This is a genomic window from Pseudomonas sp. OF001 (assembly GCF_904426495.1).
Lineage (GTDB): Bacteria > Pseudomonadota > Gammaproteobacteria > Pseudomonadales > Pseudomonadaceae > Geopseudomonas.
Map to the genome: position 1 here is coordinate 14,323 of NZ_CAJGBM010000021.1, position 23,621 is coordinate 37,943.

General features: G+C 68.8%; 23 protein-coding genes and 1 tRNA gene. 4 read left to right on the forward strand and 20 right to left on the reverse strand.

Translation table 11 applies throughout. The annotated features are described in order from the left end of the window. Positions 1-77 precede the first annotated feature (77 nt). From RA210_RS12950 to RA210_RS12960, 3 genes are all read right to left on the reverse strand, one after another. The gene (locus RA210_RS12950; RefSeq protein WP_201486720.1) at positions 78-956 is read right to left on the reverse strand and encodes a patatin-like phospholipase family protein; all 879 of its coding nucleotides are present in this window, start codon (positions 954-956) and stop codon (positions 78-80) included. A 6-nt stretch (positions 957-962) separates the two neighbouring features. Then, on the reverse strand, positions 963-1,148 hold the full coding sequence (locus tag RA210_RS12955; RefSeq protein WP_201486721.1) for a hypothetical protein: 186 nt from the start codon (positions 1,146-1,148) through the stop codon (positions 963-965). Positions 1,149-1,388: 240 nt separating this feature from the next. Continuing rightward, positions 1,389-2,405: a TRAP transporter substrate-binding protein gene (locus tag RA210_RS12960; protein ID WP_136488067.1), complete on the reverse strand. Its 1,017-nt coding sequence runs from the start codon at positions 2,403-2,405 to the stop codon at positions 1,389-1,391. Positions 2,406-2,917: 512 nt separating this feature from the next. Here RA210_RS12960 and RA210_RS12965 point away from each other — a divergent pair. Beyond that, entirely contained in the window at positions 2,918-3,340 is a 423-nt protein-coding gene (locus RA210_RS12965) for a hypothetical protein (RefSeq protein ID WP_201486744.1), read from the forward strand. 10 nt (positions 3,341-3,350) lie between these two features. Here the strand turns inward: RA210_RS12965 and RA210_RS12970 are convergent, their stop codons facing one another. The 9 genes from RA210_RS12970 to RA210_RS13010 form a co-directional block, all read right to left on the reverse strand. Beyond that, positions 3,351-3,602: a hypothetical protein gene (locus tag RA210_RS12970; RefSeq protein WP_136488068.1), complete on the reverse strand. Its 252-nt coding sequence runs from the start codon at positions 3,600-3,602 to the stop codon at positions 3,351-3,353. 206 nt (positions 3,603-3,808) lie between these two features. Continuing rightward, the gene (locus tag RA210_RS12975; protein WP_136488069.1) at positions 3,809-4,150 is read right to left on the reverse strand and encodes a hypothetical protein; all 342 of its coding nucleotides are present in this window, start codon (positions 4,148-4,150) and stop codon (positions 3,809-3,811) included. 179 nt (positions 4,151-4,329) lie between these two features. Further along, positions 4,330-4,803: a hypothetical protein gene (locus RA210_RS12980; RefSeq protein ID WP_201486722.1), complete on the reverse strand. Its 474-nt coding sequence runs from the start codon at positions 4,801-4,803 to the stop codon at positions 4,330-4,332. Positions 4,804-4,845: 42 nt separating this feature from the next. Continuing rightward, positions 4,846-6,627 (reverse strand): PHA/PHB synthase family protein, encoded by a 1,782-nt coding sequence (locus RA210_RS12985; RefSeq protein ID WP_236574736.1) that lies wholly within the window; start codon positions 6,625-6,627, stop codon positions 4,846-4,848. 176 nt (positions 6,628-6,803) lie between these two features. Continuing rightward, entirely contained in the window at positions 6,804-8,243 is a 1,440-nt protein-coding gene (locus RA210_RS12990) for a TolC family outer membrane protein (RefSeq protein ID WP_328821106.1), read from the reverse strand. A 38-nt stretch (positions 8,244-8,281) separates the two neighbouring features. Next, a complete protein-coding gene (locus tag RA210_RS12995; protein ID WP_201486724.1) occupies positions 8,282-9,397 on the reverse strand; it encodes an ABC transporter permease in 1,116 nt (371 codons plus the stop codon). A 1-nt stretch (position 9,398) separates the two neighbouring features. Further along, positions 9,399-12,131, reverse strand: a complete 2,733-nt coding sequence (rbbA, locus tag RA210_RS13000) for a ribosome-associated ATPase/putative transporter RbbA (protein WP_201486725.1) — start codon at positions 12,129-12,131, stop codon at positions 9,399-9,401. Further along, positions 12,128-13,201 carry an HlyD family secretion protein gene (locus RA210_RS13005; RefSeq protein ID WP_201486726.1) on the reverse strand — a complete coding sequence of 358 codons (1,074 nt, stop codon included), beginning with the start codon at positions 13,199-13,201 and terminating at the stop codon, positions 12,128-12,130. Before RA210_RS13005 ends, rbbA begins: the two co-directional genes overlap by 4 nt. 106 nt (positions 13,202-13,307) lie before the next feature. Beyond that, on the reverse strand, positions 13,308-14,075 hold the full coding sequence (locus tag RA210_RS13010; RefSeq protein ID WP_201486727.1) for a YoaK family protein: 768 nt from the start codon (positions 14,073-14,075) through the stop codon (positions 13,308-13,310). Positions 14,076-14,404: 329 nt separating this feature from the next. Between RA210_RS13010 and speC the strand changes: the two genes are divergently transcribed. Beyond that, positions 14,405-16,561 carry an ornithine decarboxylase gene (gene speC, locus RA210_RS13015; protein WP_201486728.1) on the forward strand — a complete coding sequence of 719 codons (2,157 nt, stop codon included), beginning with the start codon at positions 14,405-14,407 and terminating at the stop codon, positions 16,559-16,561. Here the strand turns inward: speC and RA210_RS13020 are convergent. The 8 genes from RA210_RS13020 to RA210_RS13055 all read right to left on the reverse strand — a co-directional run bounded on the left by RA210_RS13020 (position 16,551) and on the right by RA210_RS13055 (position 23,030). Beyond that, a complete protein-coding gene (locus tag RA210_RS13020; RefSeq protein WP_201486729.1) occupies positions 16,551-17,201 on the reverse strand; it encodes a 2'-5' RNA ligase family protein in 651 nt (216 codons plus the stop codon). The two genes, speC and RA210_RS13020, sit on opposite strands and share 11 nt — an antisense overlap. Before the next feature lies 1 nt (position 17,202). Further along, positions 17,203-19,845, reverse strand: a complete 2,643-nt coding sequence (locus RA210_RS13025) for a DEAD/DEAH box helicase (protein WP_201486730.1) — start codon at positions 19,843-19,845, stop codon at positions 17,203-17,205. 58 nt (positions 19,846-19,903) lie between these two features. Next, positions 19,904-20,887 carry a glycosyl transferase family protein gene (locus RA210_RS13030; protein WP_201486731.1) on the reverse strand — a complete coding sequence of 328 codons (984 nt, stop codon included), beginning with the start codon at positions 20,885-20,887 and terminating at the stop codon, positions 19,904-19,906. Then, entirely contained in the window at positions 20,884-21,219 is a 336-nt protein-coding gene (locus tag RA210_RS13035) for a TusE/DsrC/DsvC family sulfur relay protein (RefSeq protein ID WP_201486732.1), read from the reverse strand. The genes RA210_RS13030 and RA210_RS13035 overlap by 4 nt, the downstream gene beginning before the upstream one ends. Beyond that, positions 21,216-21,515 carry a sulfurtransferase complex subunit TusB gene (tusB, locus tag RA210_RS13040; RefSeq protein ID WP_136488082.1) on the reverse strand — a complete coding sequence of 100 codons (300 nt, stop codon included), beginning with the start codon at positions 21,513-21,515 and terminating at the stop codon, positions 21,216-21,218. The genes RA210_RS13035 and tusB overlap by 4 nt, the downstream gene beginning before the upstream one ends. Continuing rightward, the gene (gene tusC, locus RA210_RS13045; RefSeq protein ID WP_201486733.1) at positions 21,515-21,874 is read right to left on the reverse strand and encodes a sulfurtransferase complex subunit TusC; all 360 of its coding nucleotides are present in this window, start codon (positions 21,872-21,874) and stop codon (positions 21,515-21,517) included. The genes tusB and tusC overlap by 1 nt, the downstream gene beginning before the upstream one ends. 1 nt (position 21,875) lies before the next feature. Continuing rightward, the gene (gene tusD / locus RA210_RS13050; RefSeq protein ID WP_201486734.1) at positions 21,876-22,268 is read right to left on the reverse strand and encodes a sulfurtransferase complex subunit TusD; all 393 of its coding nucleotides are present in this window, start codon (positions 22,266-22,268) and stop codon (positions 21,876-21,878) included. Positions 22,269-22,361: 93 nt separating this feature from the next. Continuing rightward, positions 22,362-23,030: a Bax inhibitor-1/YccA family protein gene (locus RA210_RS13055; RefSeq protein WP_201486735.1), complete on the reverse strand. Its 669-nt coding sequence runs from the start codon at positions 23,028-23,030 to the stop codon at positions 22,362-22,364. 130 nt (positions 23,031-23,160) lie between these two features. Here RA210_RS13055 and RA210_RS13060 point away from each other — a divergent pair. Both RA210_RS13060 and RA210_RS13065 read left to right on the forward strand, forming a co-directional pair. Next, a tRNA-Ser gene (locus tag RA210_RS13060) sits at positions 23,161-23,248 on the forward strand. A 180-nt stretch (positions 23,249-23,428) separates the two neighbouring features. Continuing rightward, positions 23,429-23,593, forward strand: a complete 165-nt coding sequence (locus RA210_RS13065; protein ID WP_201486736.1) for a hypothetical protein — start codon at positions 23,429-23,431, stop codon at positions 23,591-23,593. Positions 23,594-23,621 lie beyond the last annotated feature (28 nt).

Consider the following 23,621-nt stretch of genomic DNA (forward strand, 5'->3'; position numbering starts at 1 on the left):
GCAGTCTAGGTAGTGGATGAAATATTGTTAAGTAATAAAAAATTATTTATCTATTCGATATGGTTATTTTTTGTGGCTCAACCATGCCCCGGCCGATGGCGGTGGGGCGCCAGCAGCCAGTGCGGATCCTTGCCCTGCAACCGCTGCATGCCGTTCTGCAGCCAGTGGCTGGCGGCCTTCTCCGCCCGCTGGATGAGTTCGGCGGTGTGCGAGAAGTCGAAGGTGTTGATGGCCAGCGGGCACAGGGGCGGCAGCACGACCAGTTCGCAGCGCTGCGCGAAGCGGTCGACGTCGGCCAGCAACTGGCGCATGGCCAGCAGGTTGATGGCGTGCAGGGCGATGGCCAGCGCGCCGTGGGGCGGCTCCTGCAGTGCACAGGGCGTGCCGGTGGGCAGGATCAGCACGCGGGTCGCCCCCAGTTCGATCGCTGCGGAAATCGGCGTGTTGCTGGCGATGCCGCCGTCCATCAGCGGCCGGCCGTCGATGACCACGCTGGGAAACACTGCCGGGATGGCCGCACTGGCGAGCAGGGCATCGGCGGCATCGCCGGTGGAGAGGATGACTTCCCGGCCGTCCAGCGCATCGGTGGCGACCACGTGGCAGGGCAGCGCGGCGTCTTCCAGGTTGCGGTAGGGCAGGCGCGTGGCGATCAGGGCGCGCAGCGGGTCGGGCTGCGCCAGAAAGTCGCGCCGGCCGAGCAGGCAGAGCAGGGTGTCGCTGGTCGACAGCGGGAAGACATCGCTGCGGCGCAGGTTCAGCCAGATGCGCTCGAGCTGCGCGACGCCGCTTTCGTCGGGTGCGGCGGCATAGTAGGCGGCGTTGATGGCTCCCACCGAGGCGCCGACTACCAGGTCGGGGGTAATGCGCGCGCGACACAGCGCCTTGAGCATGCCGACCTGCACGGCGCCGAGGCTGCCGCCGCCGGCCAGCACGAAGGCGGTCTTCGCCGCGCCCATGAGGTTTCAGGGCAACAGGCTGGGCCAGATGCCGATGTTCGGTGGCAGCGGGCAGTGGTGGACATGGTCGCCGGTACACCCTTGTGCGAGCGGACCGCTGGCCGCGCTCCGGGCCTGGCCGCCGGCGACAAGGGCGGCCCCCACGATCATGGCACCCAGCAGCCAGGGATAGGCATCAACCTTGACCTTCATGGCACGCCCCTTCGGTAGCGGTCAGGGAGTGCGGTCCGTGCATGCGGGGCAGGAAGCCGGCCTGCGGTTTCTGTCCCGGGCGTGGCGTGGGCGGAGCGGCCGTGGCCACGGGTCCTCACAGGCTGAGCTTAGCCCAGCCCATCCGGGGCGGCATGGCGAGGGGAGGGGCGCTGCCCAGGCGGCAGGCTGGCCGGCAGTCCCGGAGCGCGTGGCGCTCCGGGAGCCTATCGGGCTGACGGGTCAGCGGGAGGCGGAGGACAGGCTGCGCACGCCATCGACCAGCACCTTGCCGTCGACGCCGCTGGCGTCCTTGATCCAGGCATCGGCGACGCCGGCAGTGGCGTCCTGCATGGCCTTGTAGGCGGCGGCGTCGATGGCCACCAGGCCTTCGGCCGGGGTGGCGCTGCGGGCGGCGTCCATCGCCTTGTCCCAGGCGGTGGCGAAACGGTCGTTCAGCGCCGGGCCGCTGTTGCGGTCGATGATTTCCTGCAGGTCCTTGGGCAGGCTGGCGAACTTGTCCTGGTTCATCAGCATGGTCAGCACGGTGTAGCCGAAGGCGTTTTCGCCAGCCGGGGTGGCGCTGTGGTACTGGGTCACCTCGTTGAGCTTGGTGGCCGGGACCACTTCCCAGGAGGCCAGGGCGCCGTCGACCACGCCCTTGGAGATGGCTTCGGTCATCTGCGCCGGCGGCATGCTCACCGGGGTGACGCCGAGGGCTTCCAGGGTCTTGGCGGCGGTGCGGCTGGAGGCGCGCAGCTTCAGGCCCTTGAGGTCCTCGAGGGTCTTCACCGCCTTGCCGCGGGTGTGCAGGTCCATGCCGCCATCGCCGAACACGGAGAGCACCTTGTAGCCCTTGAAGTCGTCCTTGGCGTACTGCTCGTAGAACTTCCAGATGATGTCGTTACCGGCCTTGCCGCCGTAGGGCAGCATGAACGGCAGCTCGAGGGCCTCGACGCGCGGGAACTTGCCGGCGGAGTAGGCCGGGGCGGTCCAGACGATGTCGGCCACGCCGTTGCGCGCCATGTCGGCAAGCTTGGCGGGGGTGCCGCCCAGCTGCATCGACGGGTACAGCTGGCACTTCAGGCGGTCGTTGGACTCCTGGCGCAGCTGTTCGCACCACGGCTCGATGATGTTGACCTGGGCGTTGGAGGTGGACGGCAGGAAGTGCGCAACCTTCAGGGTATAGCTGTCGGCGGCCTGGGCGGCGCCGGCGGCGCCGATGGCGAGGGTGAGGGCTGCGAGCTTGAGGGTTTTCATGGAAGGAGGCTCCCGTTCTTGTTGTGGCTGGATTGTTAACATTTCAATCAAGGGGTTGCACGTGTTTTTTGAAGCGTTTTCACGCTTGCGCGGCGCGCCTGCATTCGCGGCAAGGCGCTGCCCGTGCGTGCCCGGCGGCGCTGGCCGGCCATGCGGCATGGTCCGCGGGGATGGCGTCGGCCGCGACTTTCCGTGATCCCGCGACGCTACCTGAGCGATTGGCGTTGCGCACCGCGCAAAAGCTGATCCAGGTCAACGCCAGCTCCGATCCCGCGGAAAAGCTGCGCAATCAGGCACGAAACGAGGCGGCGCCGGCGAGGAGGCACGGCTGCGGCGCGGTCACTTCGTCTGCTCGTCGGCCGGTTCGGCCGCGGGATCGCTGCGCTGGCGAGGGCGGGCAAATAGGTCGAGAATGGCCGCCTGATGCGCGGCCCGGCAATCGGCGCGCGCGACCACGGTCAGCCCCGGCAGGGGCCAAGCGGAAGGACAGCATGGACAAGATATGGCAACAGATGTGCACGGCGGCCGGTATCGACCCGCAGCGGCGGCTGGCGGCGCGCCGGGCGATCCTCGAGGACGCCCGGGCGCTGGAGTGCACCCTCTACCGCCCCGACGAGAATGACCCGGATGCCGAGGAGGAGGATCTGGGCGAGGCCCGCGTCCTGCTGGTCGGGCCGTTCCAGGCACCGGCGCACTGGGAGGCCGCGGAGCGCGAGGCATTCTTCGGCGACGACGATCCGGCACTGTTCGTCACCGCGCTGATCGAGTGCGAGGCCGAGCCCGGCTCCGCGGCCTTCTTCCTCGCCGAGGAGGGCGACTACCTGGCGGCGATGACCGGCCAGGGCGAGGTGGCGATGTATTACGTCCACGACTGTGCCGAGGACGACCACGGCCGGCGTTGCGTGCTGATCCGCGACGACCAGCCGCTGGATTGAGCGGCGCGCCTCAGTGGCGCAGCAGATAGGTCTCGTCGTCGGCCTGGACCTGTTCGAACACCCACTGCCAGTAGCCCAGCAGGGTGGCGCCGCCATTGATCGCGTGCAGCCACTGGGCGCGGGAGAAGTGCGGGTGTTCGGCGTGCCGGTGGCCGGCCGCGTACTTGTCCTGCAGCTCGTTGGGCGAGCAGCGGAAGTCGTTGAGATCGTAGGGAGAGGCCTTCCTCAGGGCTATCGTGCGGCCAGTGAGTGAGATGAACATGGCTGGGCTCCTTGCGGTTTGCTTCGATGACTGTCGCCCGTTGGGCGCCGGGACGGAGGGCGGACAGGCCCTCCGGCTTCCGGATTACTGTATATGCGTACAGTTAAAAATCAAGCATTCCTGCATGCGGAAACGACAAACCCCGGCGCAGGCCGGGGTCTGTGTGGCGTCACCCGGGGAGGGTGGCGCGGGGGCGATGTGTTGCTTCAGTGCACGAGCTGCTCGAACAGGTAGTCGGGCAGCGGGTCGATCACGATGCTCTGGCCCCGGTAGTTGGCCTTCACCTCGTCCCTGGCGATCACGCCGTGCGGCAGGCGCGTGTCGTCGCCCAGCTGCTCGCGCGCGCGGTAGTCGATCAGGCAACCGTCGGCTTCTACCCAGATATGGGGAGAGATCACCTTGCCGTCCAGTTCCACCGTTCCCAGCATTGCCCGATACGGAATCCGCTTCTCGGCGAGGCGCGTCACCACGAGGCGGCTCAGGCCGTCGCAGGCAGCCTTGGCGGAGTCCAGGTCATCGAGCAGGTTCTTTAGCTGGGGTTCGTTCATGAGGGGATTCCTCTGCTTGTCAAGGTGGTCCCATTTTAGACCAAGGTCTAATGCTCGTGAATAGGTTAATGAAGGATTCGGGCGATTTTTTTTGCGTCGCACAACGGGCGCTCGCTGCCCGGGGGCAGCCGGCGCCGACCTGGCCTGGCGTGGGCCGGTCGGCGCCGGGCAAGCGGGCCTCAGTGGGGCTTGCTGCGCGTCGACTTGCGCCGGGCAGTGGCCCCCTCGGGGCTCAGCAGGTGCAGGTAGTCCTGCAGGTAGTCCTGCAGGGTGGTACTGATCGGCATGGCGCCGGTGGTTTCCTTGAGGGCGGCGGCGGCCTCCTTCTGCCAGGCGGATACCGCTTCCTGGGTCGCGGCGGAGAGCGAGCCGTGATTGCTCAGGGTGGTTTCCGCCAGGTGCTGCACGGCACGGGTCTGCAGCTGCAGGGCCTTCCAGTAGAGGTCGCTGGAGACCAAGGCCAGGCGGCTCCAGTCGCTGGCGTCGAGCATGCGCGTGGTGGCGCTCTCCAGTTCGGCGGCGCAGGTGTCGACCGCCCGGCTGCCGGCCTCGTTCCAGCGCAGTGCGTTTTCCCGCAGCAGGTCGCAGAGGCGGAAGGAGAACTGCAGATTGACCTTGTACAGCGTCAGGGCGGACTGGGCATCGAAATACATGGCGACTTCCCTCGGGGCTGAGGTGGGAGGAGGGGCGGCAGGCTACTTTTCACGCACGTACTGGCCGGGCGCGTCGTCGAGCGGCGGATAGCCGCGCTCGGGGGCGCCCAGCGCGGGTGGCGCGACGGGTGACCCCGAGCGCTCCTGCAGCCAGGCCTGCCACTGCGGCCACCAGGAGCCCTCGTGGCGCGGTGCATTGGTCAGCCAGGCATCGGGGGCCACGTAGGTGCCGCCGGCAGGGCGGTCCATGACCTGGTAGTGGCGCCGGGCCCGGCCCGGTTCGCTGACGATGCCGGCGTTGTGGCCGCCGCTGGTGAGCAGGAAGGTGATCGGCGCCGGGGTCAGGTAGTGCAGCTTGAACACCGAGCGCCAGGGCGCGACGTGGTCCTGGGTGGTGGCCACGCAGAAGATCGGCGTGTCGATGTCGCTCAGCGACACCGGGCGCCCGCCCACCGGGTAGCGTCCCTCGCTGAGGTCGTCGTTGAGGAACAGGCGGCGCAGGTACTGGGCGTGCATGCGGGCCGGCATGCGCGTGGCGTCGGCGTTCCAGGCCATCAGGTCGTTCATCGTGCCGCGTTCGCCCATCAGGTACTCGCCGACCATGCGCGACCACAGCAGGTCGTTGGAGCGCAGCAGCTGGAAGGCGCCGACCATCTGTCCGGCGGTCAGGTAGCCGGTTTCGCGCATCTGCGCCTCGAGCAGGCTGACCTGGCTCTCGTCGATGAACAGCGCCAGCTCGCCGGGCTCGGTGAAGTCGGTCTGCGCGGTGAACAGGCTGACCGAAGCCAGGCGCTCGTCGTTGTCGCGGGCCATGGCGGCGGCGGCGATCGACAGCAGGGTGCCGCCCAGGCAGTAGCCGGTGGCGTGCACCTTCTGGCCGGGGACTATGGCGTTGATCGCCTCGAGGGCGGCGAAGAAACCGAGCTGCAGGTACTCGTCCATGCCCAGGTCGCCGTCCTCGGCGCCGGGGTTCTTCCACGACAGGCAGAACACCGTGTGACCCTGGTCGACCAGGTACCTGACCAGCGAGTTGTGCGGCGACAGGTCGAGGATGTAGTACTTCATGATCCACGCCGGCACGATGAGGATCGGCTCGGGATGGACGGTACCGGTGGTCGGCGCGTACTGGATCAGTTCGATCAGGCGGTTCTTCAGCACCACCTTGCCGGGCGTCGTCGCCACGTCGCGGCCGACCACGAAGTTCTCGGCGCCGGCCGGCGGCCGGCCGGCGGCCATCCGCTCGAAGTCCTCCAGCCAGTGGATCATGCCGCGCGCCAGGTTGCCGCCGCCGGTTTCCAGGGTGCGCTGCAGCACCACCGGGTTGGTCGGCAGGTAGTTGCCGGGCGAGAACAGGTCGAGCAGCTGGCGGGCGGCGAAGGCAACCACCTCCTCGTGGTGGCGCGACACCCCGCGCACGCCGTGGGTCGCCGCGCGCCACCAGTCCTGGGTGAGCAGGAAGGACTGGTGCATCAGGTTGAACGGCCAGTCGTGCCACTCCCGGGCGGCGAAGCGGCGGTCGCGCCTGGGCGGTTCGACGCAGTCGTGGGCCGGGCAGTCGGGGGTTGCGAGGGCGATCTCGCGCAGGTACTGGCTGACCCGCCGGGTATGTTCCAGCGCCAGGCTGGTCAGCTCCAGCTGCTTGCCGGGCGAGCCGGCCAGGTGGCAGGACCAGTCGATCAGGGCGAGCAAGAGGGCGGTGGGGGAGAGCGACGAACTGGCCCGGGCGATCGCGGCGTGGACCTTGAGATCGAGCGGATTGGGGGCGCCGTCGTCCGGTACGGGCGTCGAAGGCGGCAGGGCGGACGCAGGGGTGGGCATGTTCATCGTTTACTCCTTCAACTGGCGGAACAGGCTCTCGCGGTGCCGCAGCGCTCCGTTGATGCGGCGCAGACGCCCGCAGGCGGACGTCTGGAAGGCTCGGGCCAGACGGTATCGAGATCGGGGCTCGAGGAACAGGATAGCTGTCTTTTGTGCGCTGCAACAGAAAAAGCTCGGGTGGCTCACTCCCGGGCGTCGTCAGCGGTGCGGGTCAGCGGCGGCAGGAAGTCGCGGTCCGGGTCGTAGTCGGGCTTGAGCCAGGGCGACAGCTCCTGCAGGTCCTCCGGGCTGAGGATGCCGGCCGCCTGCTTGAGGCGCAGCTGCTCGAGGAGATAGCTGTAGCGCGCCTCGTTGTACAGGCGCACGGCGCTGTACAGCTGGCGCTGGGCATCGAGCACGTCGACGACGTTGCGGGTGCCCACCTCGTAGCCGAGCTGGGTGGCTTCCAGGGCGCTGCTGCTGGAGACGATCGCCTGCTTGCGGGCCTCCACCTGGGATACCGCGCTGTTCACCGCGCGGTAGGAGTCGCGGGTGTTCTGCACCACCTGGCGGCGCAGGCTCTCGCGCTGTTGCTCGCTCTGGCTCAGGCGCTGCCAGGCCTCGCGCACCTGCGAGCTGGTCAGGCCGCCGCTGAACAGCGGGATGTTCAGTTCCAGGCCGATGCTCTGCTGCTCCACGTCGCTGATGAGCGGGCCGACGCGCCCGGACAGCGCGGTATTGCTGTAGCCCAGGCGGTCGTTGTCGCCCTTCTGGTACTGCGCCACCAGGTCGATGGTCGGTGCGTGGCCGGCCTTGCGCTGGCGCAGGGTCTGTTCGGCGCCGCTCACCGCGTACTGGCTGGCCTGCAGCAGGATGTTGCGCTGCATGGCGGTGTCGACCCAGGAGTCGGGTTCGTTGGGGGCCGGCGGGGCGATCGGCAGCTCATGGCGGACGCCCTCGACGAAGCGGTAGTGACGGTCGGTGAGGGTGGTCAGCGCCTGGAAGGCGTCCTCCACCCGGCGCTCGGCGATCAGCCGGTTGGCGCGCGCGGTGTCGCGGCCGGCCTGGGTCTCGAGCACCTCGGTGCGATCCGACAGGCCGACCTCGAAGCGCGCGCTGGCCTGCTCGAACTGGCGCTGGAAGGCCGCCTCCTCGGCCTTGGTCGCCGCCAGGGTGTCCTGGGCGCGCAGCACGCCGAAGTAGGCGTCGGCGCTCTGCAGGATCAGGTTCTGCTCCACCGCCGACAGCTCCAGCGCGGCCTGGCTGCTCACTGCCTTGGCGGCCTGCAGCTGGAACCAGCGGTCGGCGCGCAGCAGCGCCTGGCTGAGGCTGGCCTGGAAGAGCGGGCCGCTGCGCGAGAAGCTGGTCGAGGGCTGGTCCAGCTCGGTGCGGGTGTCGCGCAGGCTGGCGCCGCCGTTGAGCTGCGGCAGCAGGGCGGAACGCGCCTGCGGTACCGCTTCCTTGCGCGCCTGGTAGTCGGCGCGCGCGGCGGCCAGATCGGCGTTGTTGCGCATCGCCTCCATGTAGACGCCGAACAGGTCGACGCGGGTCGACAGCGCCGGCTGTTCGGCTCGCAGGCCGTGGCTGGTGCCCAGGGCGATGGCCAGCGCCAGCAGGCGAGCGAGGCTGGGGGTCCGTTTCAAGGTGAGTTTCCTCATGTTCCTGATCTGCGAAGTATCCGTCACTGCAGCGACCTGCGCAGGCGGCCGAGTGCGCCGGCGAAGAAGGCCGCGCCGATGGCCGCCAGGGCCAGCAGCTGCGGCCAGACGATGTCGACCCCGGCGCTGCGGAACAGCACGGCCTGGGCCAGCTGGACGAAGTGGGTGGTGGGTGCGGCCAGCATCACCTGCTGGACCGCTTCGGGCATGCTTTCGCGCGGGGTGACGCCGCCGGAGAGGATGTGCAGCGGAATCATCACCAGGATGGTCAGCAGGCCCAACTGCGGCATCGAACGCGCCACGGTGCCGAAGAAGATGCCCATCGAGGTGGTGGCGAACAGGTGCAGGGCGCAGGCGCCGATGAACAGCGCCAGCGAGCCCTGCAGGGGAATGTCGAGCCAGCCGCGCACCACGAAGGCCAGCGAGAAGGCGGCGGCGGCGAGCACCACCAGGCCCATCGCCCAGACCTTGCCGAGCATGATCTCGACGGGGGTGACCGGCATCACCAGCAGGTGCTCGATGGTGCCGTGCTCGCGCTCGCGGATCAGCGCCGCGCCGGTGAGGATGATCGCCAGCATGGTGATCTGGTTGACCACCTCGTTGACCGCGCCGAACCAGGCGCGGGTCAGGTTGGGGTTGAAGGCGGTGCGCACCACCGCCTCCACCGGCAGGGCCTCGGCGCTGCGGTAGCGCTGGACGAACTCGGCCACCTCGGCGGCGATGATCTGCTGGATGTGCCCGGCGCCGGTGAACGCCTGGCTGACCTGGGTGGCGTCGACGTTGAGCTGGATGGCTGGCCGGCGCCCGGCCAGCAGGTCCTCCTGGAAGCCCGGCGGGATGTTCAGGGTGAAGGTGTAGCGGCCGTCGTCCATGCCGCCGTCCATCTGCGCGTGGTCGATGTACACCGGCGGCACGAAGTAGGGCAGCTGGAAGGCGTTGAGCAGGCGCTGCGAGACCGGCGAGCGGTCCTCGTCGACCACCGCGATGGTGGCTCGGTGCGGCGCCTCGGGGATGGCGGTGGCGCTGGAGTAGATCGCCAGGGTGAAGGAGTAGACGATCAGTACCACCAGCGCCGGGTCGCGGTACAGGCTGCGCAGTTCCTTGAGGCCGAGCTGGAGGATGTTGGACAGGGCGCGCATGTCACTTCTCCTGCTTGCGCAGGCCGGCGACGCTGGCCAGGGTCAGCAGCGGGATGGCCAGCAGCAGCGGGAGGAAGGAGGGCAGCAGCTCGCCCAGGTCCAGCGCCTTGGAGAACACTCCGCGGCTGATGATCAGGAAGTGGCTGGTCGGGTACAGCTGGCCGATGAAGGCGCTGGCGCCCTCCAGCGCCGACACCGGGTGGGTCAGCCCGGAGAACTGGATGGCCGGCAGCAGGGTGGCGATGGCGGTGCCGAAGATCGCCGCGATCTGGCTGTGCAGGATCGACGACATCAGCAGGCCCAGGCCGGTGGAGCAGACGATGTACAGCAGCGCGCCGAGGCTCAGGGTCAGCAGGCTGCCCTTGAGCGGGATGCCCATGACGAACACGGCGAGCAGCACCATGGTGAAGAAGTTGATCATGGCCAGGCCGACGTAGGGCAGCTGCTTGCCGAGCAGGAACTCCAGGCGGGTGGTCGGCGTGACGTAGAAGTTGGTGATCGAGCCCAGCTCCTTCTCGCGCACCACGCCGAGGGCGGTGAGCATCGCCGGGATCATCATCAGCAGGATCGGGATCATCGCCGGCACCATCGCCGGCAGGCTCTGCACGTCGGGGTTGTAGCGGTAGCGGATGGCCACCTCGGCCGGCTGGGTCGCGTCGACCCCGGCCTCGCGGGCCAGCTCCTGCAGGTAGCTGGCGTGCAGGCCCTGCACGTAGCCCTTGACGGTGTCGGCGCGCACCGGCATGGCGCCGTCGATCCAGAACGCCACCTGCGGGCGGTCGCCGCGCTTGAGGTCGCGGCCGAAGCCGGGCGGGATCTCGATGGCCAGGCTGATCTCGCCGCTGCGCAGGCGCCGGTCCAGCTCGGCGTGGCTGGCCAACGGCGCCTGCTCGATGAAGTAGCGCGAGCCGGCGATGTTCTGCAGGTAGCTCTGGCTGGTGGTGGTCTGGTCGCGGTCGAGCACCGCGTAGCTGAGGTTCTCCACGTCGAAGCTGACGCCGTAACCCATGATGAACATCAGCAGCACGGTGCCGAGCGTCGCCAGCAGGGCGCGCACCGGGTCGCGGCGCAGTTCCATGGACTCGCGGCGACTGTAGCTGAGCAGGCGCCGCAGGCTGAAGCGCGCGTGCTGTTCGGCGCTGCCGGCGACCTTGCGCGGCGCCGCGCGGGGCGCGCTGTCCGCGTTCGCCTGCGGTTCTTCGGTGTCGGCCTGGGCATCCTCCAGATAGGCGATGAAGGTCGCCTCCAGGGTCGGCAGGCCGCGCTTTTCCATCAGCGCCTGCGGCGTGTCGCTGTCCAGCACCCGGCCTGCGTGCATCAGCGAGATGCGGTCGCAGCGCAGCGCCTCGTTCATGAAGTGGGTGGAGATGAAGATGGTAACCCCTTCCTCGCGCGACAGCTGGATCAGCAGTGCCCAGAAGCCGTCGCGGGCGATCGGGTCGACGCCCGAGGTGGGTTCGTCGAGGATCAGGATCTCCGGCTGGTGGATCACCGCCACTGCCAGCGACAGGCGCTGGCGCACGCCCAGCGGCAGGTTGTCGGGCAGGCTGTCGAGTTCGTCCTGCAGCTCGAAACGCTCGAGCATCTCGCGGATGCGCGCCTGGCGGCGTTCGGCCGGTAGGTGGAACAGGCGGGCGTGCATCTCGAGGTTCTGCAGCACGCTCAGCTCGCTGTACAGCGAGAAGGCCTGCGACATGTAGCCGACGCGCTGGCGGGTCTGCAGGTCGTGCGGGTCCACCGGCTTGCCGAACAGCAGCGCTTCGCCCGCGCTGGCCGGCAGCAGGCCGGTGAGCATCTTCATGGTGGTGGTCTTGCCGCAGCCGTTGGAGCCGAGAAAGCCGAAGATCTCCCCGCGTTCGATGCGGAAGTTCACCCGGTCGACCGCCACGAAGTCGCCGAAGCGCATGCTCAGGCCGTGCGCCTCGATGGCGATGCTGTCGTTGTGCTGGCGCGGCGGGATCACCAGCGCCTGGTGGTGCTGGCGCCGCTCCTCCGGCAGCAGGCGGATGAAGGCCTGCTCCAGGTTGTCGCTCCGCGTGCGTTCGAGCAGTTCGACCGGCGTGCCGGTGGCCAGCACCCGGCCGGCGTCCATCGCCACCAGGTGGTCGAAGCGCTGCGCCTCGTCCATGTAGGCGGTGGCCACCAGCACGCTCATCTGCGGGCGGCCGGCACGGATGCGCTCGATCAGCTCCCAGAACTGGTTGCGCGACAGCGGATCGACGCCGGTGGTCGGCTCGTCGAGGATCAGCAGGTCGGGGTCGTGGATCAGCGCGCAGCACAGGCCGAGCTTCTGCTTCATGCCGCCGGACAGCTTGCCGGCCGGGCGGTCGAGGAAGGGGTGCAGGCCGGTGCTGCGGGTCAGCTCGTCGATGCGCCAGCGCCGCTCCTCGCGGGCCTGGCCGAACAGGCGGGCGAAGAATTCGAGGTTCTCGCGCACCGTGAGAGTGGGATAGAGGTTCCTGCCCAGGCCCTGCGGCATGTAGGCGATGCGCGGGCACACCGCGCGGCGGTGGTCCTTGTCGGCCATGTCGCCATCGAGCACCTCGACGCGCCCCTGCTGGATCTGCCGGGCGCCGGCGACCAGCGCCAGCAGGCTGGACTTGCCGACCCCGTCCGGGCCGATCAGGCCGACCATGCGCCGGGCGGGAATTGCCAGACCGATGCCGTCCAGGGCATGGGTCTTGCCGTAGACGAGGCTGACGTTGTCCAGCCGGGCGACGCGCTCCTCAGTCATTGGCCGGCATTCGCGTTCAGCTGCAGGTGGGCGGGCCACTGGGCCTCAGGCGCGAGCTTGAGGTAGGCCATGCCGGGCAGGCCGGTCTTCACCTGGTCCTGGTGCTTGCGCAGCAGTTCCGGGTCGATGCGCGCCTTGACCCGGAACATCATCTTTTCCCGTTCGCTGGCGGTCTCCACGGTCTTGGGGGTGAACTGGGCGACGCTGGCGACGTAGCTGACCCTGGCCGGGATGACGAACTGCGGCGCGGCATCCAGCACCACGCGCACCTCGCTGCCCAGCGCCACCAGGCCGGCCTGGCGCTCGGGCAGGAAGAAGGTCATGTACACGTCGGCCAGGTCGACCAGGTTGAGCAGCTTGCCGCCGGCGCCGAGCACCTCGCCGGGCTGGGCGATGCGGTACTGCACGCGGGCCACGCGGTCGATCTTCAGCGCGCTGTCGTCGATGTCCGCCTGCAGGCGGGTCACCGTGGCCTTGGCGGCCTCGACGGCGGATTCGGCTTCGATCACTTGCGAGCGGGCCGCCTCGATGGCGGCCTGGTCGGACAGTACCCGGGCCCGCGCCGCGGCCAGCGCCGCCTGGGCGCCCTGCAGGGCGGCGAGGTCGTCGTCGAGCTGCTGCAGGGCCATGGCGTTGCGCTTGACCAGCGCCGCGGTGCGCTGGTGGCGCTTCTGCGCGGCGGTCAGCTCGGCCTGGCGCTGCAGCACCACCGCCGCGGCGGTGGCCTTCTCGCTCTCGCGCTGGGCGACCAGGGCGTGGGCGGTGTGGATGGCGTTCTGCGCCTGGCGCACCTGGGCCTGGGCCTGGCTGAGCTGCGCCTGCAGCACCGTGGTGTCCATGCGCGCCAGCACCTGGCCGGGCTGGACGAAGGCGCCCTCGTCGACCTCGATGGCGGCGATGCGCCCGGCCAGCTTGGTGGCCACGTCGATCTCGGTGGCCTCGATGCGCCCGTTGCCGCTGACGAAGCTCTCGCCGAGGCCCTTGGGCTGCAGCCCCTGCCAGACCAGCCAGCCGGCGCCGGCCAGCGCCGCGAGGAGAATGCCGCGGGCGATCCATTTGCGTTGATTCATCTCGTCCATCCGTTTGCGAGGGCGCTTCCTCTATATATCAGACCAGCCGTGCATTGCCTATCGCTCAAGCGGACTATCCGCAGCGCCCCGGCCTGTGGACGCTGCATCAGCTGCGCCGGCGCCGCCGCAGTTGCCAGCCCAGGCGCAGGTCGTCGAACACCGGCACCAGCGCCAGGGTCAGCAGCAGGGCCGCCAGCGGTACGGTGACGAGAAAGCCGAAGTGCTGGAAGCCGAAGGCGCCGCTGACTCCGCCGGTGAAGAAGCAGCCGACCAGCAGGGCATTGATGCGCAGGCGCTCGCGGTTGGCGCGTACCGGCGCCTGGTCCGGGCGCTCGTGGCGGTTGACGTAGAGCGCCTTGCCCAGCTCGATGCCGATGTCGGTGATCATCCCGGTGACGTGGGTGGTGCGGATCTCGGCGTTGGAGAGTTTGGTGATGATGGCGTTCTGCAGCCCCATGATGAAGCACAGCAGCATTACCGTCAGCGGCACGAAGAAGCCGGGAATCTCCATCAGCCGCGCCCCCAGCACGCCGAAGCACAGCAGCAGGCAGGCCTCGAGCAGCAGCGGCAGGGCGAACTGGCCGTGCAGGCGGCGCCGGCGCGAGAAGTTGATCAGCAGGGTGGAGGTGATGGCCCCGGCGACGAAGGACAGCAGGCCGCCGATACCGCCGAGGGCCAGGTCGCTGGCGCCGAGCACCAGGTTGTCGGCCACCGAGGAAAGGATGCCGGTCATGTGCGAGGTGTACTGCTGCACGGCGATGAAGCCGCCGGCGTTCGCCGCCCCGGCGATGAACGCCAGGCACAGGCCGAGCTGGCGATTGCTCTGCCGGGAACGGCGGCGATCGGTGAGGCGGCGGGCGTACTTGATCGGCATGGCTCCGGGGAATCCCTCCGTCCGGGCTGCGGGGTAAGTGGCCGGATTATACGGCCGGCTTGCAGTCGCGTGGTGAGCTGGTTGGGCCTGGCGATCCAGCGGCAGTGGCGAGTGGGGGGCAGGCAGCCATTTTATCAGGCGTCACTTAACATAATGAATTGTGATCGCCCATATTGGCATCACCTGCACGCTTCACCGGTCAACAGAAGGACGCATTGATCGCGCGCGCCCATCGTCGATCCGCGGCGCCTGGCGTGGGCGCTGGCAAAGCCCGTGCCGCTGGCTAGATTCAAGAGGTCGCCGCCGAGGGCTTCGGCCCGGAGAGTCCCATGAGCACGTTCAAGATCGCCTGCCCGCCCTCACTGTTCGACAGCTTCATCCTCGAACACGCGATGATCGATCTGGCCAGCACCGACTTCACCAACGTGGCCGCCGTGGTGACGGCGGCGGACGAGGCGCGCGAGGTGCTGGCCCGGATCGCCCATACCGGTTTCCCGATCCCGCTGTTCGTCGCCCTGCGGCCGGGCGAGGCGGTGCCGGAGGACATCCTGTCGCGCATCGCCGGCACGCTGCAGGTGGGCAAGGGCGAGCGCCATTTCAACGGCAAGCGCATCGCCCAGGCGGCCGAGACCTACGCGCAGAAGCTCTACCCGCCGTTCTTCAGGGCGCTCAAGGAGTACGTGAAGACCGGCAACGTGGCCTTCGACTGCCCAGGGCACCAGGGCGGGCAGTTCTTCCGCGGGCATCCGCTGGGGAGGGCGTTCTTCGAGTTCTTCGGCGAGAACGTGTTCCGCGCCGACCTGTGCAACGCCGACGTCAAGCTCGGCGACCTGCTGATCCACGAGGGGCCGGCCCGCGACGCGCAGATGAACGCCGCGCGCATCTACAACGCCGACAAGACCTACTTCGTGCTCAACGGCACCTCGACCTCCAACAAGGTGGTTACCAGCGCGCTGCTGGCCAAGGACGACCTGGTGCTGTTCGACCGCAACAACCACAAGTCCATCCACCTCGGCGCGCTGATCCTCTGCGGCGCCAGGCCGGTGTACCTGGAGACGGCGCGCAACTGCTACGGCTTCATCGGCGGCATCGATGCGCACTGCTTCGACGAGCAGTACATCCGTGCGGCGATCGCCGAGGTCGACCCGGACAGGGCACAGCAGGAGCGGCCGATCCGCCTGGCGGTGATCCAGCTCGGCACCTACGACGGCACCATCTACGACGCCCGCCAGGTGGTGGAGAAGATCGGCCGGCTGTGCGACTACATCCTGTTCGACTCGGCCTGGGTCGGCTACGAGCAGTTCATCCCGATGATGCACGACAGCTCGCCGCTGCTGCTCGACCTGGGGCCGGACGACCCGGGGCTGTTCGTCACCCAGTCGGTGCACAAGCAGCAGGCGGGCTTCTCGCAGTCGTCGCAGATCCACAAGAAGGACCGTCACATCAAGAGCCAGCCGCGCTACTGCAACCACAAGCGGCTGAACAACGCCTACATGATGCATGCCTCGACCAGCCCCTTCTATCCGATCTTCGCGGCGCTGGACGTCAACGCGCAGATGCACGACGGCCTGGCCGGGCGCAACCTGTGGCGCGAGTGCATCAGGAACGGCGTGGAGGCGCGCAAGCTGATGCTGCGCACCTGCAAGTACATCAAGCCGTTCATTCCGGCGCAGGTGGACGGCCGCCCGTGGGCCGAGCACGAAACCGAGATGATCATCGACGACCTGCGCTTCTTCAAATTCCGGCCGGAGGACCAGTGGCACGACTTCGCCGGCTACGCCAGGGACCAGTACTACGTCGATCCGTGCAAGATGCTGCTGACCACCTTCGGCATCGACCCGACCACGGGGGGCTATGCCTCGCTCGGCGTACCGGCCGCGGTGCTCGCCCACTACCTGCGCGCCAACGGCATAGTGCCGGAGAAGGCCGACCTCAACTCGATCCTGTTCCTGCTCACGCCCTCGGACAACTTCGCCAAGCTGCAGCACCTGGTGGCGCATATCGCCCAGTTCGAGCGCCATATCGACCACGACAGCCCGCTGAGCGAGGTTCTGCCGGCCATCCATGCCGCGCACGAGAAATACGCCGACTACACGCTGCGCCGGTTGTGCCTGGAAATGCACGATTTCTACAGGCGCCACGCGATGAACAAGCTGCAGAAGCAGATGTTCCGCAAGCAGCACTTCCCCCGCCAGGCGCTGACGCCCTGGGAGGCCAACCAGCATCTGCTGCGCAACAACGTGGAGCTGGTGTCGCTGGCCGAGATCGACGGGCGCATCGCCGCCGAAGGGGCGCTGCCCTATCCGCCGGGAGTGCTCTGCGTGGTGCCGGGCGAGGTGTGGGGCGGTGCGGCGCTGCAGTATTTCCTGGCGCTGGAGGAGGGCGTCAACGCGCTGCCCGGCTTCGAGCCGGAAATCCAGGGCGTCTACCTGCAGCGCGAGGCGGACGGACGCAAGCGCGCCTACGGCTACGTGATCAAGACCTAGGGCTGGGGCAGAGTGCCAGCCGGTGCTCGACGTGCAGCGGGCCAGCCAGCTCGCTGGCGGCGTAGGTGCTGTAGTGCAGTTCGTGGATAGGTAGCGCCAGCGGCTCGGCGTCGGCGAACCCGCCCAGCCGTTGCTGCAGGGCCTGCCGCGGCACGGCGCGGGCGTACAGGCCGACCGTCAGGTGCGGATGATAGGGTGCCTGGCGGATTTCCGCGCTGTGCGCTGCCAGCGCTGCGCGCAGGGCCCCCAGGCGCCGGTCGGGATCACCGACGGTGAGGAAGGGTGCGCTGGCGTAGCTGTCCAGGCCGCCGATCTGCAGCTCGAAGGGGCGAGCCGCCAGCCGGCGCAGTGTATCGAACTGGGCGGAGAGGCGTTCGCCTGGGAAGTCGTCGTCGAAGCGCGCGGCCTCGGCCGGAAAGCCGCAGACGAACAGGGTGATATGCGCCTGGCGCCGGTAGTCTCCATGCAGCCAGGCGCCCAGATGCGCGCGCGCCCGTTCGAGGCGGGCGAGGATGCGCGGGCAGTCGACCGGCAGGGTCCACACGCCATAGCGGGTGCGGCCGCGGTGCCACTCCGGATAGTCGCGCCGCTCGCAGGCGATGCTCTGCTCCGGGGCGTGCAGCGGGTCGGAGAAGCGCACCTCAGGCCAGCGGCGCCAGCAGGGCGTCGAGGTCCGCCTCGCTCAGCGTCCATTCACCCTGGCCGCCGCCTTCCAGCACGCTGCGGGCGAGACTGGCCTTGTTCTGCTGCAGCTGCTGGATCTTCTCCTCGACGCTGCCGCGGGCGATCAACCGGTAGACGAACACCGGCTTGTCCTGGCCGATGCGGTAGGCGCGGTCGCTGGCCTGGGCCTCGGCGGCCGGGTTCCACCAGGGGTCGAAGTGGATCACCGTGTCGGCGGCGGTCAGGTTGAGGCCGGCGCCGCCGGCCTTGAGGCTGATCAGGAACACCGGCACCTGGCCACCCTGGAACGCCTCTACCGGCGCGCGGCGGTCCTGGGTGGCGCCGGTGAGCTTGGCGTAGGCGATCTTGCGCGCCTTCAGTTCGGCTTCGATCAGGCCGAGCATGCTGGTGAACTGCGAGAACAGCAGCACGCGGCGGCCCTCGGCGATCAACTCCTCGAGCATCTCCAGCAGCGCAGTGAGCTTGCCGGAGTCGGCGCTGGCGTGTTCGGCGCCCTCGTCGCCGAGCAGGCGCAGGTCGCAGCAGGCCTGGCGCAGGCGCAGCAGCGCTTCGAGGATCACCAGCTGGCTGCGGCCGAGGCCGAGGCGCTGGATCTCGGCGCGCACCTTCTGGTCCATGGCCAGGCGCAGGGTCTCGTAGCGGTCGCGCTGCACGTCGGTCAGCTCGATGCGCTGGGTGATCTCGGTCTTCGGCGGCAGCTCGCGGGCCACCTGCTCCTTGGTGCGGCGCAGCAGGAAGGGCTTGACCCGCGCCACCAGGTGGGCGAGGCGCAGCGCATCGCCGCGCTTCTCGATCGGCGTGCGGTAGACCCGGGTGAACGCCTTGCTGTCGCCCAGCCAGCCGGGCATCAGGAAGTTGAACAGCGACCACAGCTCGCCGAGGTGGTTCTCCAGCGGCGTGCCGGTCAGGCACAGGCGCTGGTCGGCCATGAGCTGGCCGGCGGCCTGGGCGGCGCGGCTGCGCGGGTTCTTGATGTTCTGCGCCTCGTCGAGGATCAGCAGGTGCCAGTGGCGGCCATGCAGCTGCTTGAGGTCGCGCGGCAGCAGGGCGTAGGTGGTCAACACCAGATCGCTCTGCTCGATCTGCGCGAACAGCGCCTTGCGCCGGGCGCCGTGCAGGGCCAGCACGCGCAGCTCGGGGGCGAAGCGCGCCGCCTCGTCCTGCCAGTTGGGGATCAGGCTGGTGGGCATGACGATCAGCGCCGGGCTGGTCAGCCGGCCGGCCTGCTTCTCGGCGAGGATGTGTGCCAGGGTCTGCAGCGTCTTGCCCAGGCCCATGTCGTCGGCGAGGATGCCGCCAACCTTGAGTTCGCGCAGGGCCTGCAGCCAGGCCAGGCTGTGCTGCTGGTAGTCGCGCAGTTCGGCGCGCAGACCGGCCGGGGTGGCCACCGGCTGCTGCGGCAGCTCCTGCAGGCGGCGGGCGAACTCGCGCAAGCGCTCGCCGCCCAGCCAGTGCAGCGCCGGCACCTGCTCCAGGGCGGCCAGGCGCGCGGCGTCGGCGCGGCCCAGGCGCAGGCGTTCGCTCCAGATCGCGTCCTCGTCCTGCTCGGCGCGGAAGTACAGCTCGCCGAGGCTGGCCAACAGCGGCTTGAGGCGGCCGAAGGACAGGGCGACGCGGCGCCCGCCGTAGCTGCGCGGCAGCGGCACCAGCAGCTCCTCGTCGTCGCCGCGGCGGGCCAGCGCCTCGCCGGTCAGCAGCCAGGGCGAGTGGCGGATGGCGTGGAGCAGGATCGGCAGCAGGCTGACCTTCTCGCCGTCCACCTCGATGCCCATCTCCAGGTCGAACCAGTCGCCTTCCTCGACCTCCTCGATGCCGACGTGCCAGTCGCCGAGGGTCGCCAGGTTGAACTGGAAGTCCGGCTGCAGGCGGATCTGCCAGCCCTGTTCGCGCAACTGCGGCAGCTGCTCGCGGACGAAGTGCAGCCAGGCGGCATCGTCGGGCAGCTCGAAGGGCTCGCCGGCGCTTTCCGGCAGGGCCTCGCTGCGGCGCAGGGCGATGCTGAAGCCGCACGTGTTGAGCTGCTGGCGCAGCGCGGCCTCGACCTCCAGCTGGCGGGCGATGCGCAGCTGGCGGCGGGCATCGAGGCTGACCAGCCACTCCTTCTGCGCCACCCGGCCGAAGGTGACGTGGCCCTGGTAGTCGAAGGCCAGCGCGGCGCGGTGCTGGGTCTGCTCGATCATCCGCCCCTTGCGCGCGTCGTAGTGCACGCGCACGTGGCTGCCGAGGATCAGCCGCGGCTGCGGCGCCGCGGCGGGCAGGTCGATGATTTCCGGCGGGGCGTCGCGGTCGGGCACGCTATGCCCCTGCAGCTGCAGGCGCTCGAGGGTCAGCAGGGCGGCGACCACGTGCTTGCAGTTGTAGCCGACCGGGCAGCTGCAGCGGCCGTCGACGTCCCAGTGCGCGCCGCGGTCGATCAGGCGGATGCGCTGGCGGTAGCGCTGGCGGCCGGAGCCGCGGCACTCTGCGAGCAGCACGCCCTTCTCGAGGCCGTCGATCTGCGAGCGGTTGTCGAGGAAATAGTCGCGGCCACGGCTGTAGTCGCCGGTGCCGAAGGCCTGACGCCAGTCCTGTACGCGCAGTTGGTGGATGCTCAGGGTCATGGATGATCGGACCGGAAAGCCTCGGGCGGCTCCCGATCCGGCAGCCCGCCCCGACGGCTCACCCCAGTCGACGCTCCCACAGTTCGGCGGCGCGCTGGAAGGCGGCCTCACGCTCCAGGCCCAGGCCACGCAGGGCGAGGGCCATGGTGGCGAGCACGGCCAGGCGGCCGTAGGCGTCCTCGGCCTCGCCGCACCAGAAGGCGGCCAGGTGCTCGGGGTCGAGGCTGGCCGGCTTGACGTGACGCTGCGCCGACAGCGCCGGCCATTCCTCGTCCCACGCCTGGCCGGTGGTGGTGCCGAACAGGTGGGTGTCGACGTCGGGATTGACCTCGATCTCGCCGCCATCGCCCTTGATGACGATGGCGTGGTCGCCGAGCAGCACGCTGGCCTCGCGGTGGATGGCCTGGTAGCCGGGGTGGAAGATGCTCTGCAGCACGCAGCGCGCGCCCAGCGGGTTGAGCACGCGGGCCAGCGAGTGGATCGGCGAGCGCAGGCCGAGGGTGTTGCGCAGGTCGATCATGTGCTGCAGGCGCGGCATCCAGGCGCCCAGCGGGATAAAGGCGACATTGCCCAGGTCCAGGGCCTGGCCGACCTGCGCCCAGTCGCTGCAGCAGGGGATGTCCAGCCGGTCGAGCAGCTGCTCGCTGTACAGGCGCCCGGCGGTGTGTGCGCCGCCGCCATGCATCAGGATGCGCACGCCGCTGGCGGCCAGGGCCTTGGCCGCCAGCAGGTACCAGGGCAGGTGGCGCTTCTTGCCGGCGTAGCTCGGCCAGTCCAGATCGACCACGGTGGGCGGTGCGTTGAGGCGCTCGCGCACCGCCTCGGTGAAGCCGGCGATCTCCTCGGCGCTCTCCTCCTTGTGCCGCAGCAGCATGAGGAAGGCGCCGAGCTGCACCTCCTCGGCCTTGCCGTCGAGCAGCATGCCCATGGCCTCGCGGGCCTCCTCGCGGGTCAGGCTGCGCGCGCCGCGCTTGCCCTTGCCGAGGATGCGCACGAACTGCGCGAAGGGGTGTTCTGCGGGAGTCACCAGGGTCGGGGTCATATGCAATTGGTCGGTTTGGGCAGTCCGGCCAGCTTGGCGGCCAGTTTGGCGGGAGTGCCGTGGAACAGTTGGTTGAGGTGCAGGCTGTTGCCCTTTTCCGGGCCGAGCTGCTGGGCGGTGTAGCGGATCAGCGGGCGGGTGGCCGGCGACAGCTGGAATTCGGCATAGAAGCGCTGCAGCAGTTCGAGGATTTCCCAGTGCGCCGCGCCCAGCACGATCTGCTCGCGCGCGGCCAGCGCCTCGGCCACCGCCGGGTTCCAGTCGTCCAGCGCGACCAGGTAGCCGTCCTTGTCCAGGGCGATGTCCTTGCCGTCTACGGTGATCATGCTCATAGCCAGCTGTTGGTCCGCTCGAAACGCAGGGTCAGCTCGACGAAGCCGGGGTAGTCGAGCGGGTGGACGAACTCCGGCGCGGCGATGCCGCGGGCCTGGAGGTCCTCGGCGAGGGCGAACAGCCGGCGGTCGGCCGGCAGCGCGCGCAGCACCTCGAACGGCTGCGAGCCGGGTTGCAGGGCGTAGACGGCGTCGCCGCAGAGCAGCAGGCCATCGCCCGGGCCGAGCAGGCGCAGGCAGCTGGCGCCGCTGGTGTCGGCGAACGGCGAACGGGAAAGCAGGTGCAGGGTGGCCATCAGAGGGTGATCACCAGGTCGTGATGGTTGAGCAGGGCAGGCAGTTCGGCGTCGGGCAGCTCGGTGACCGGCAGGGCGAGCTGCCGGGCGGTGAGGCCGCGGTGCTGCAGGTCGCTGGCGGCGACGTACAGCGCCTCGACCCCGAACAGCGGCAGCGCCTGCAGGTTGGCGGTCAGGTCCTTCTGCTCGATGGCTTTCGGGTGCTGGCCGCTGTGCAGCTGGAACACGCCGTCGTCGAGAAACAGCAGGCTGATCGGCAGGTCGAAGGCGCCGCCGGCCAGGGCGATGTCCAGCGCCTCGCGGGCGGCCGGGCCGTTCCACGGCGAGCGGCGGCAGATCAGCAGCAGGGATTTGGCCATCTCAGTCCCCTCCGAAGCAGATCAGGCGGTCGGCGTCCTGGGCCGCCTCGTGCAGCTGGCCGAGACCGGACAGCTCCCAGGGCGCCTCCAGGTTGTGGCTGGCGCGGCCGTAGCGCTGCGCTTCTTCCGCGTTCAGCACGCCGCGGCGCAGGGCGGCGGCGATGCACACCACGCCATCCAGCTGGTGCTCGGTGACGAAGGCGCGCCAGGCGGCCGGCAGGTCCAGCTCGTCCTGGGCGCTGACCGTCAGCGCGGAAGCCAGCTGTACGGCATCCTGATAGACGAACAGGCGGACGATCTCGTGGCCGCCAGCCAGCACCGCCTCGGCAAAACGCAGGGCACGGCGGCTGGACGGGGCATGGGGCGGGGCGAACAGGGCGATGGCGAATTTCATCTGGAGCGGCCTGGCAACAATGCCGCACATGATAAACGCAAACGAAAGAGCCCGCCAAAAGGCGGGCTCCATGGAGTGCACGGCAGGGTGGGATCAGTCGTCGCTGCCCATGATGCCGAAGATCTGCAGCAGGCTGATGAACAGGTTGTAGATCGACACATACAGGCTGATGGTCGCCATGATGTAGTTGCGCTCGCCGCCGTGGATGATCTCGCTGGTCTGGTAGAGGATCGCCGCCGAGGAGAACAGCACGAAGCCGGCGCTGATCGCCAGTTGCAGGCCGCTGATCTCGAACAGCCAGGCGGCCAGCATGGCGCCGAGCAGGACGAAGAAGCCCACGGTGATGAAGCCCGACAGGAAGCTCATGTTCTTGCGGGTGGTCAGCACGTAGGCCGACAGGCCGCCGAACACGATGGCGGTCATGGTGAAGGCGCTGACGATCACGTCGGCACCGTTGGCCATGCTCAGGTAGCGATCGAGGATCGGGCCGAGGGTGTAGCCCATGAAGCCGGTCAGGGCGAAGGTGCTGAGCAGGCCCCAGCCGGAGTTGCGCAGCTTCACGGTGAGGAAGAACAGGCCGTAGAAGCCGACCAGGGTGATCAGGATGCCCGGGTGCGGCACATGGGCCTGCTGCGCGGCGAAGGCCACCAGGCCGCTGAAGCCCAAGGTCATCGCCAGCAGGGCGTAGGTGTTGCGCAGGACCTTGCTGGTCTCGATCTGGTCGACCTGCGTGCCCTGCAGGACATAGGGTTGTTCGCGCATTGTGCTTTCCTCCTGGACATGCAACGTCCGCCAGATTGGCGGGATGCCCGAATCTTAGCAAAGCCGGACGCCGCGCCAAGAAACAGAGTTTGACAGTCTGTTTCGATCGGGTAGTATTGCCGCCCGTTGTGGAAGCGTGGCCGAGTGGTTTAAGGCAGCGGTCTTGAAAACCGCCGACGGGCAACTGTCCTAGAGTTCGAATCTCTACGCTTCCGCCATCTATTCAGCACAAAGCCCCGGTTTCCGGGGCTTTGTCGTTTCTGGGCTTTGCTGTTCCCCCATCTGTTCATCTCGTGGTTGCATGCTGGCCTTGGTCCGTCTTCTGCATCGACGTCCAAGGCCCGGCGCGGTATCTACATGATCTCCGGTCGGTTGACGGTCGATGCGCCGAACTCGCCATGCACCAGATCGAAGCTTCCTACGGGATCTACCTGTCGCTGTATCAGGTCGCCATCGGCAGCGAAGGGGAGAACAACGTCTACAAGCAGTGGTCCTGGCAAGTTCAGGCCGCTCCGTCCGCCATGGCCGATTCAGGCTCAATTAAGCAGCGCTGGTTAGAGTGAACCCATCGAAAGCCACTCACTCCCCAGG

Coding starts and splice junctions, on each gene's coding strand:
- RA210_RS12950 (WP_201486720.1), bottom strand. CDS start 956: ATGGGCGCGGCGAAGACCGCCTTCGTGCTGGCCGGCGGCGGCAGCCTC.
- RA210_RS12955 (WP_201486721.1), bottom strand. CDS start 1,148: ATGAAGGTCAAGGTTGATGCCTATCCCTGGCTGCTGGGTGCCATGATC.
- RA210_RS12960 (WP_136488067.1), bottom strand. CDS start 2,405: ATGAAAACCCTCAAGCTCGCAGCCCTCACCCTCGCCATCGGCGCCGCC.
- RA210_RS12965 (WP_201486744.1), top strand. CDS start 2,918: ATGTGCACGGCGGCCGGTATCGACCCGCAGCGGCGGCTGGCGGCGCGC.
- RA210_RS12970 (WP_136488068.1), bottom strand. CDS start 3,602: ATGTTCATCTCACTCACTGGCCGCACGATAGCCCTGAGGAAGGCCTCT.
- RA210_RS12975 (WP_136488069.1), bottom strand. CDS start 4,150: ATGAACGAACCCCAGCTAAAGAACCTGCTCGATGACCTGGACTCCGCC.
- RA210_RS12980 (WP_201486722.1), bottom strand. CDS start 4,803: ATGTATTTCGATGCCCAGTCCGCCCTGACGCTGTACAAGGTCAATCTG.
- RA210_RS12985 (WP_236574736.1), bottom strand. CDS start 6,627: ATGAACATGCCCACCCCTGCGTCCGCCCTGCCGCCTTCGACGCCCGTA.
- RA210_RS12995 (WP_201486724.1), bottom strand. CDS start 9,397: ATGCGCGCCCTGTCCAACATCCTCCAGCTCGGCCTCAAGGAACTGCGC.
- rbbA (WP_201486725.1), bottom strand. CDS start 12,131: ATGACTGAGGAGCGCGTCGCCCGGCTGGACAACGTCAGCCTCGTCTAC.
- RA210_RS13005 (WP_201486726.1), bottom strand. CDS start 13,201: ATGAATCAACGCAAATGGATCGCCCGCGGCATTCTCCTCGCGGCGCTG.
- RA210_RS13010 (WP_201486727.1), bottom strand. CDS start 14,075: ATGCCGATCAAGTACGCCCGCCGCCTCACCGATCGCCGCCGTTCCCGG.
- speC (WP_201486728.1), top strand. CDS start 14,405: ATGAGCACGTTCAAGATCGCCTGCCCGCCCTCACTGTTCGACAGCTTC.
- RA210_RS13025 (WP_201486730.1), bottom strand. CDS start 19,845: ATGACCCTGAGCATCCACCAACTGCGCGTACAGGACTGGCGTCAGGCC.
- RA210_RS13030 (WP_201486731.1), bottom strand. CDS start 20,887: ATGACCCCGACCCTGGTGACTCCCGCAGAACACCCCTTCGCGCAGTTC.
- RA210_RS13035 (WP_201486732.1), bottom strand. CDS start 21,219: ATGAGCATGATCACCGTAGACGGCAAGGACATCGCCCTGGACAAGGAC.
- tusB (WP_136488082.1), bottom strand. CDS start 21,515: ATGGCCACCCTGCACCTGCTTTCCCGTTCGCCGTTCGCCGACACCAGC.
- tusC (WP_201486733.1), bottom strand. CDS start 21,874: ATGGCCAAATCCCTGCTGCTGATCTGCCGCCGCTCGCCGTGGAACGGC.
- tusD (WP_201486734.1), bottom strand. CDS start 22,268: ATGAAATTCGCCATCGCCCTGTTCGCCCCGCCCCATGCCCCGTCCAGC.
- RA210_RS13055 (WP_201486735.1), bottom strand. CDS start 23,030: ATGCGCGAACAACCCTATGTCCTGCAGGGCACGCAGGTCGACCAGATC.
- RA210_RS13065 (WP_201486736.1), top strand. CDS start 23,429: ATGCACCAGATCGAAGCTTCCTACGGGATCTACCTGTCGCTGTATCAG.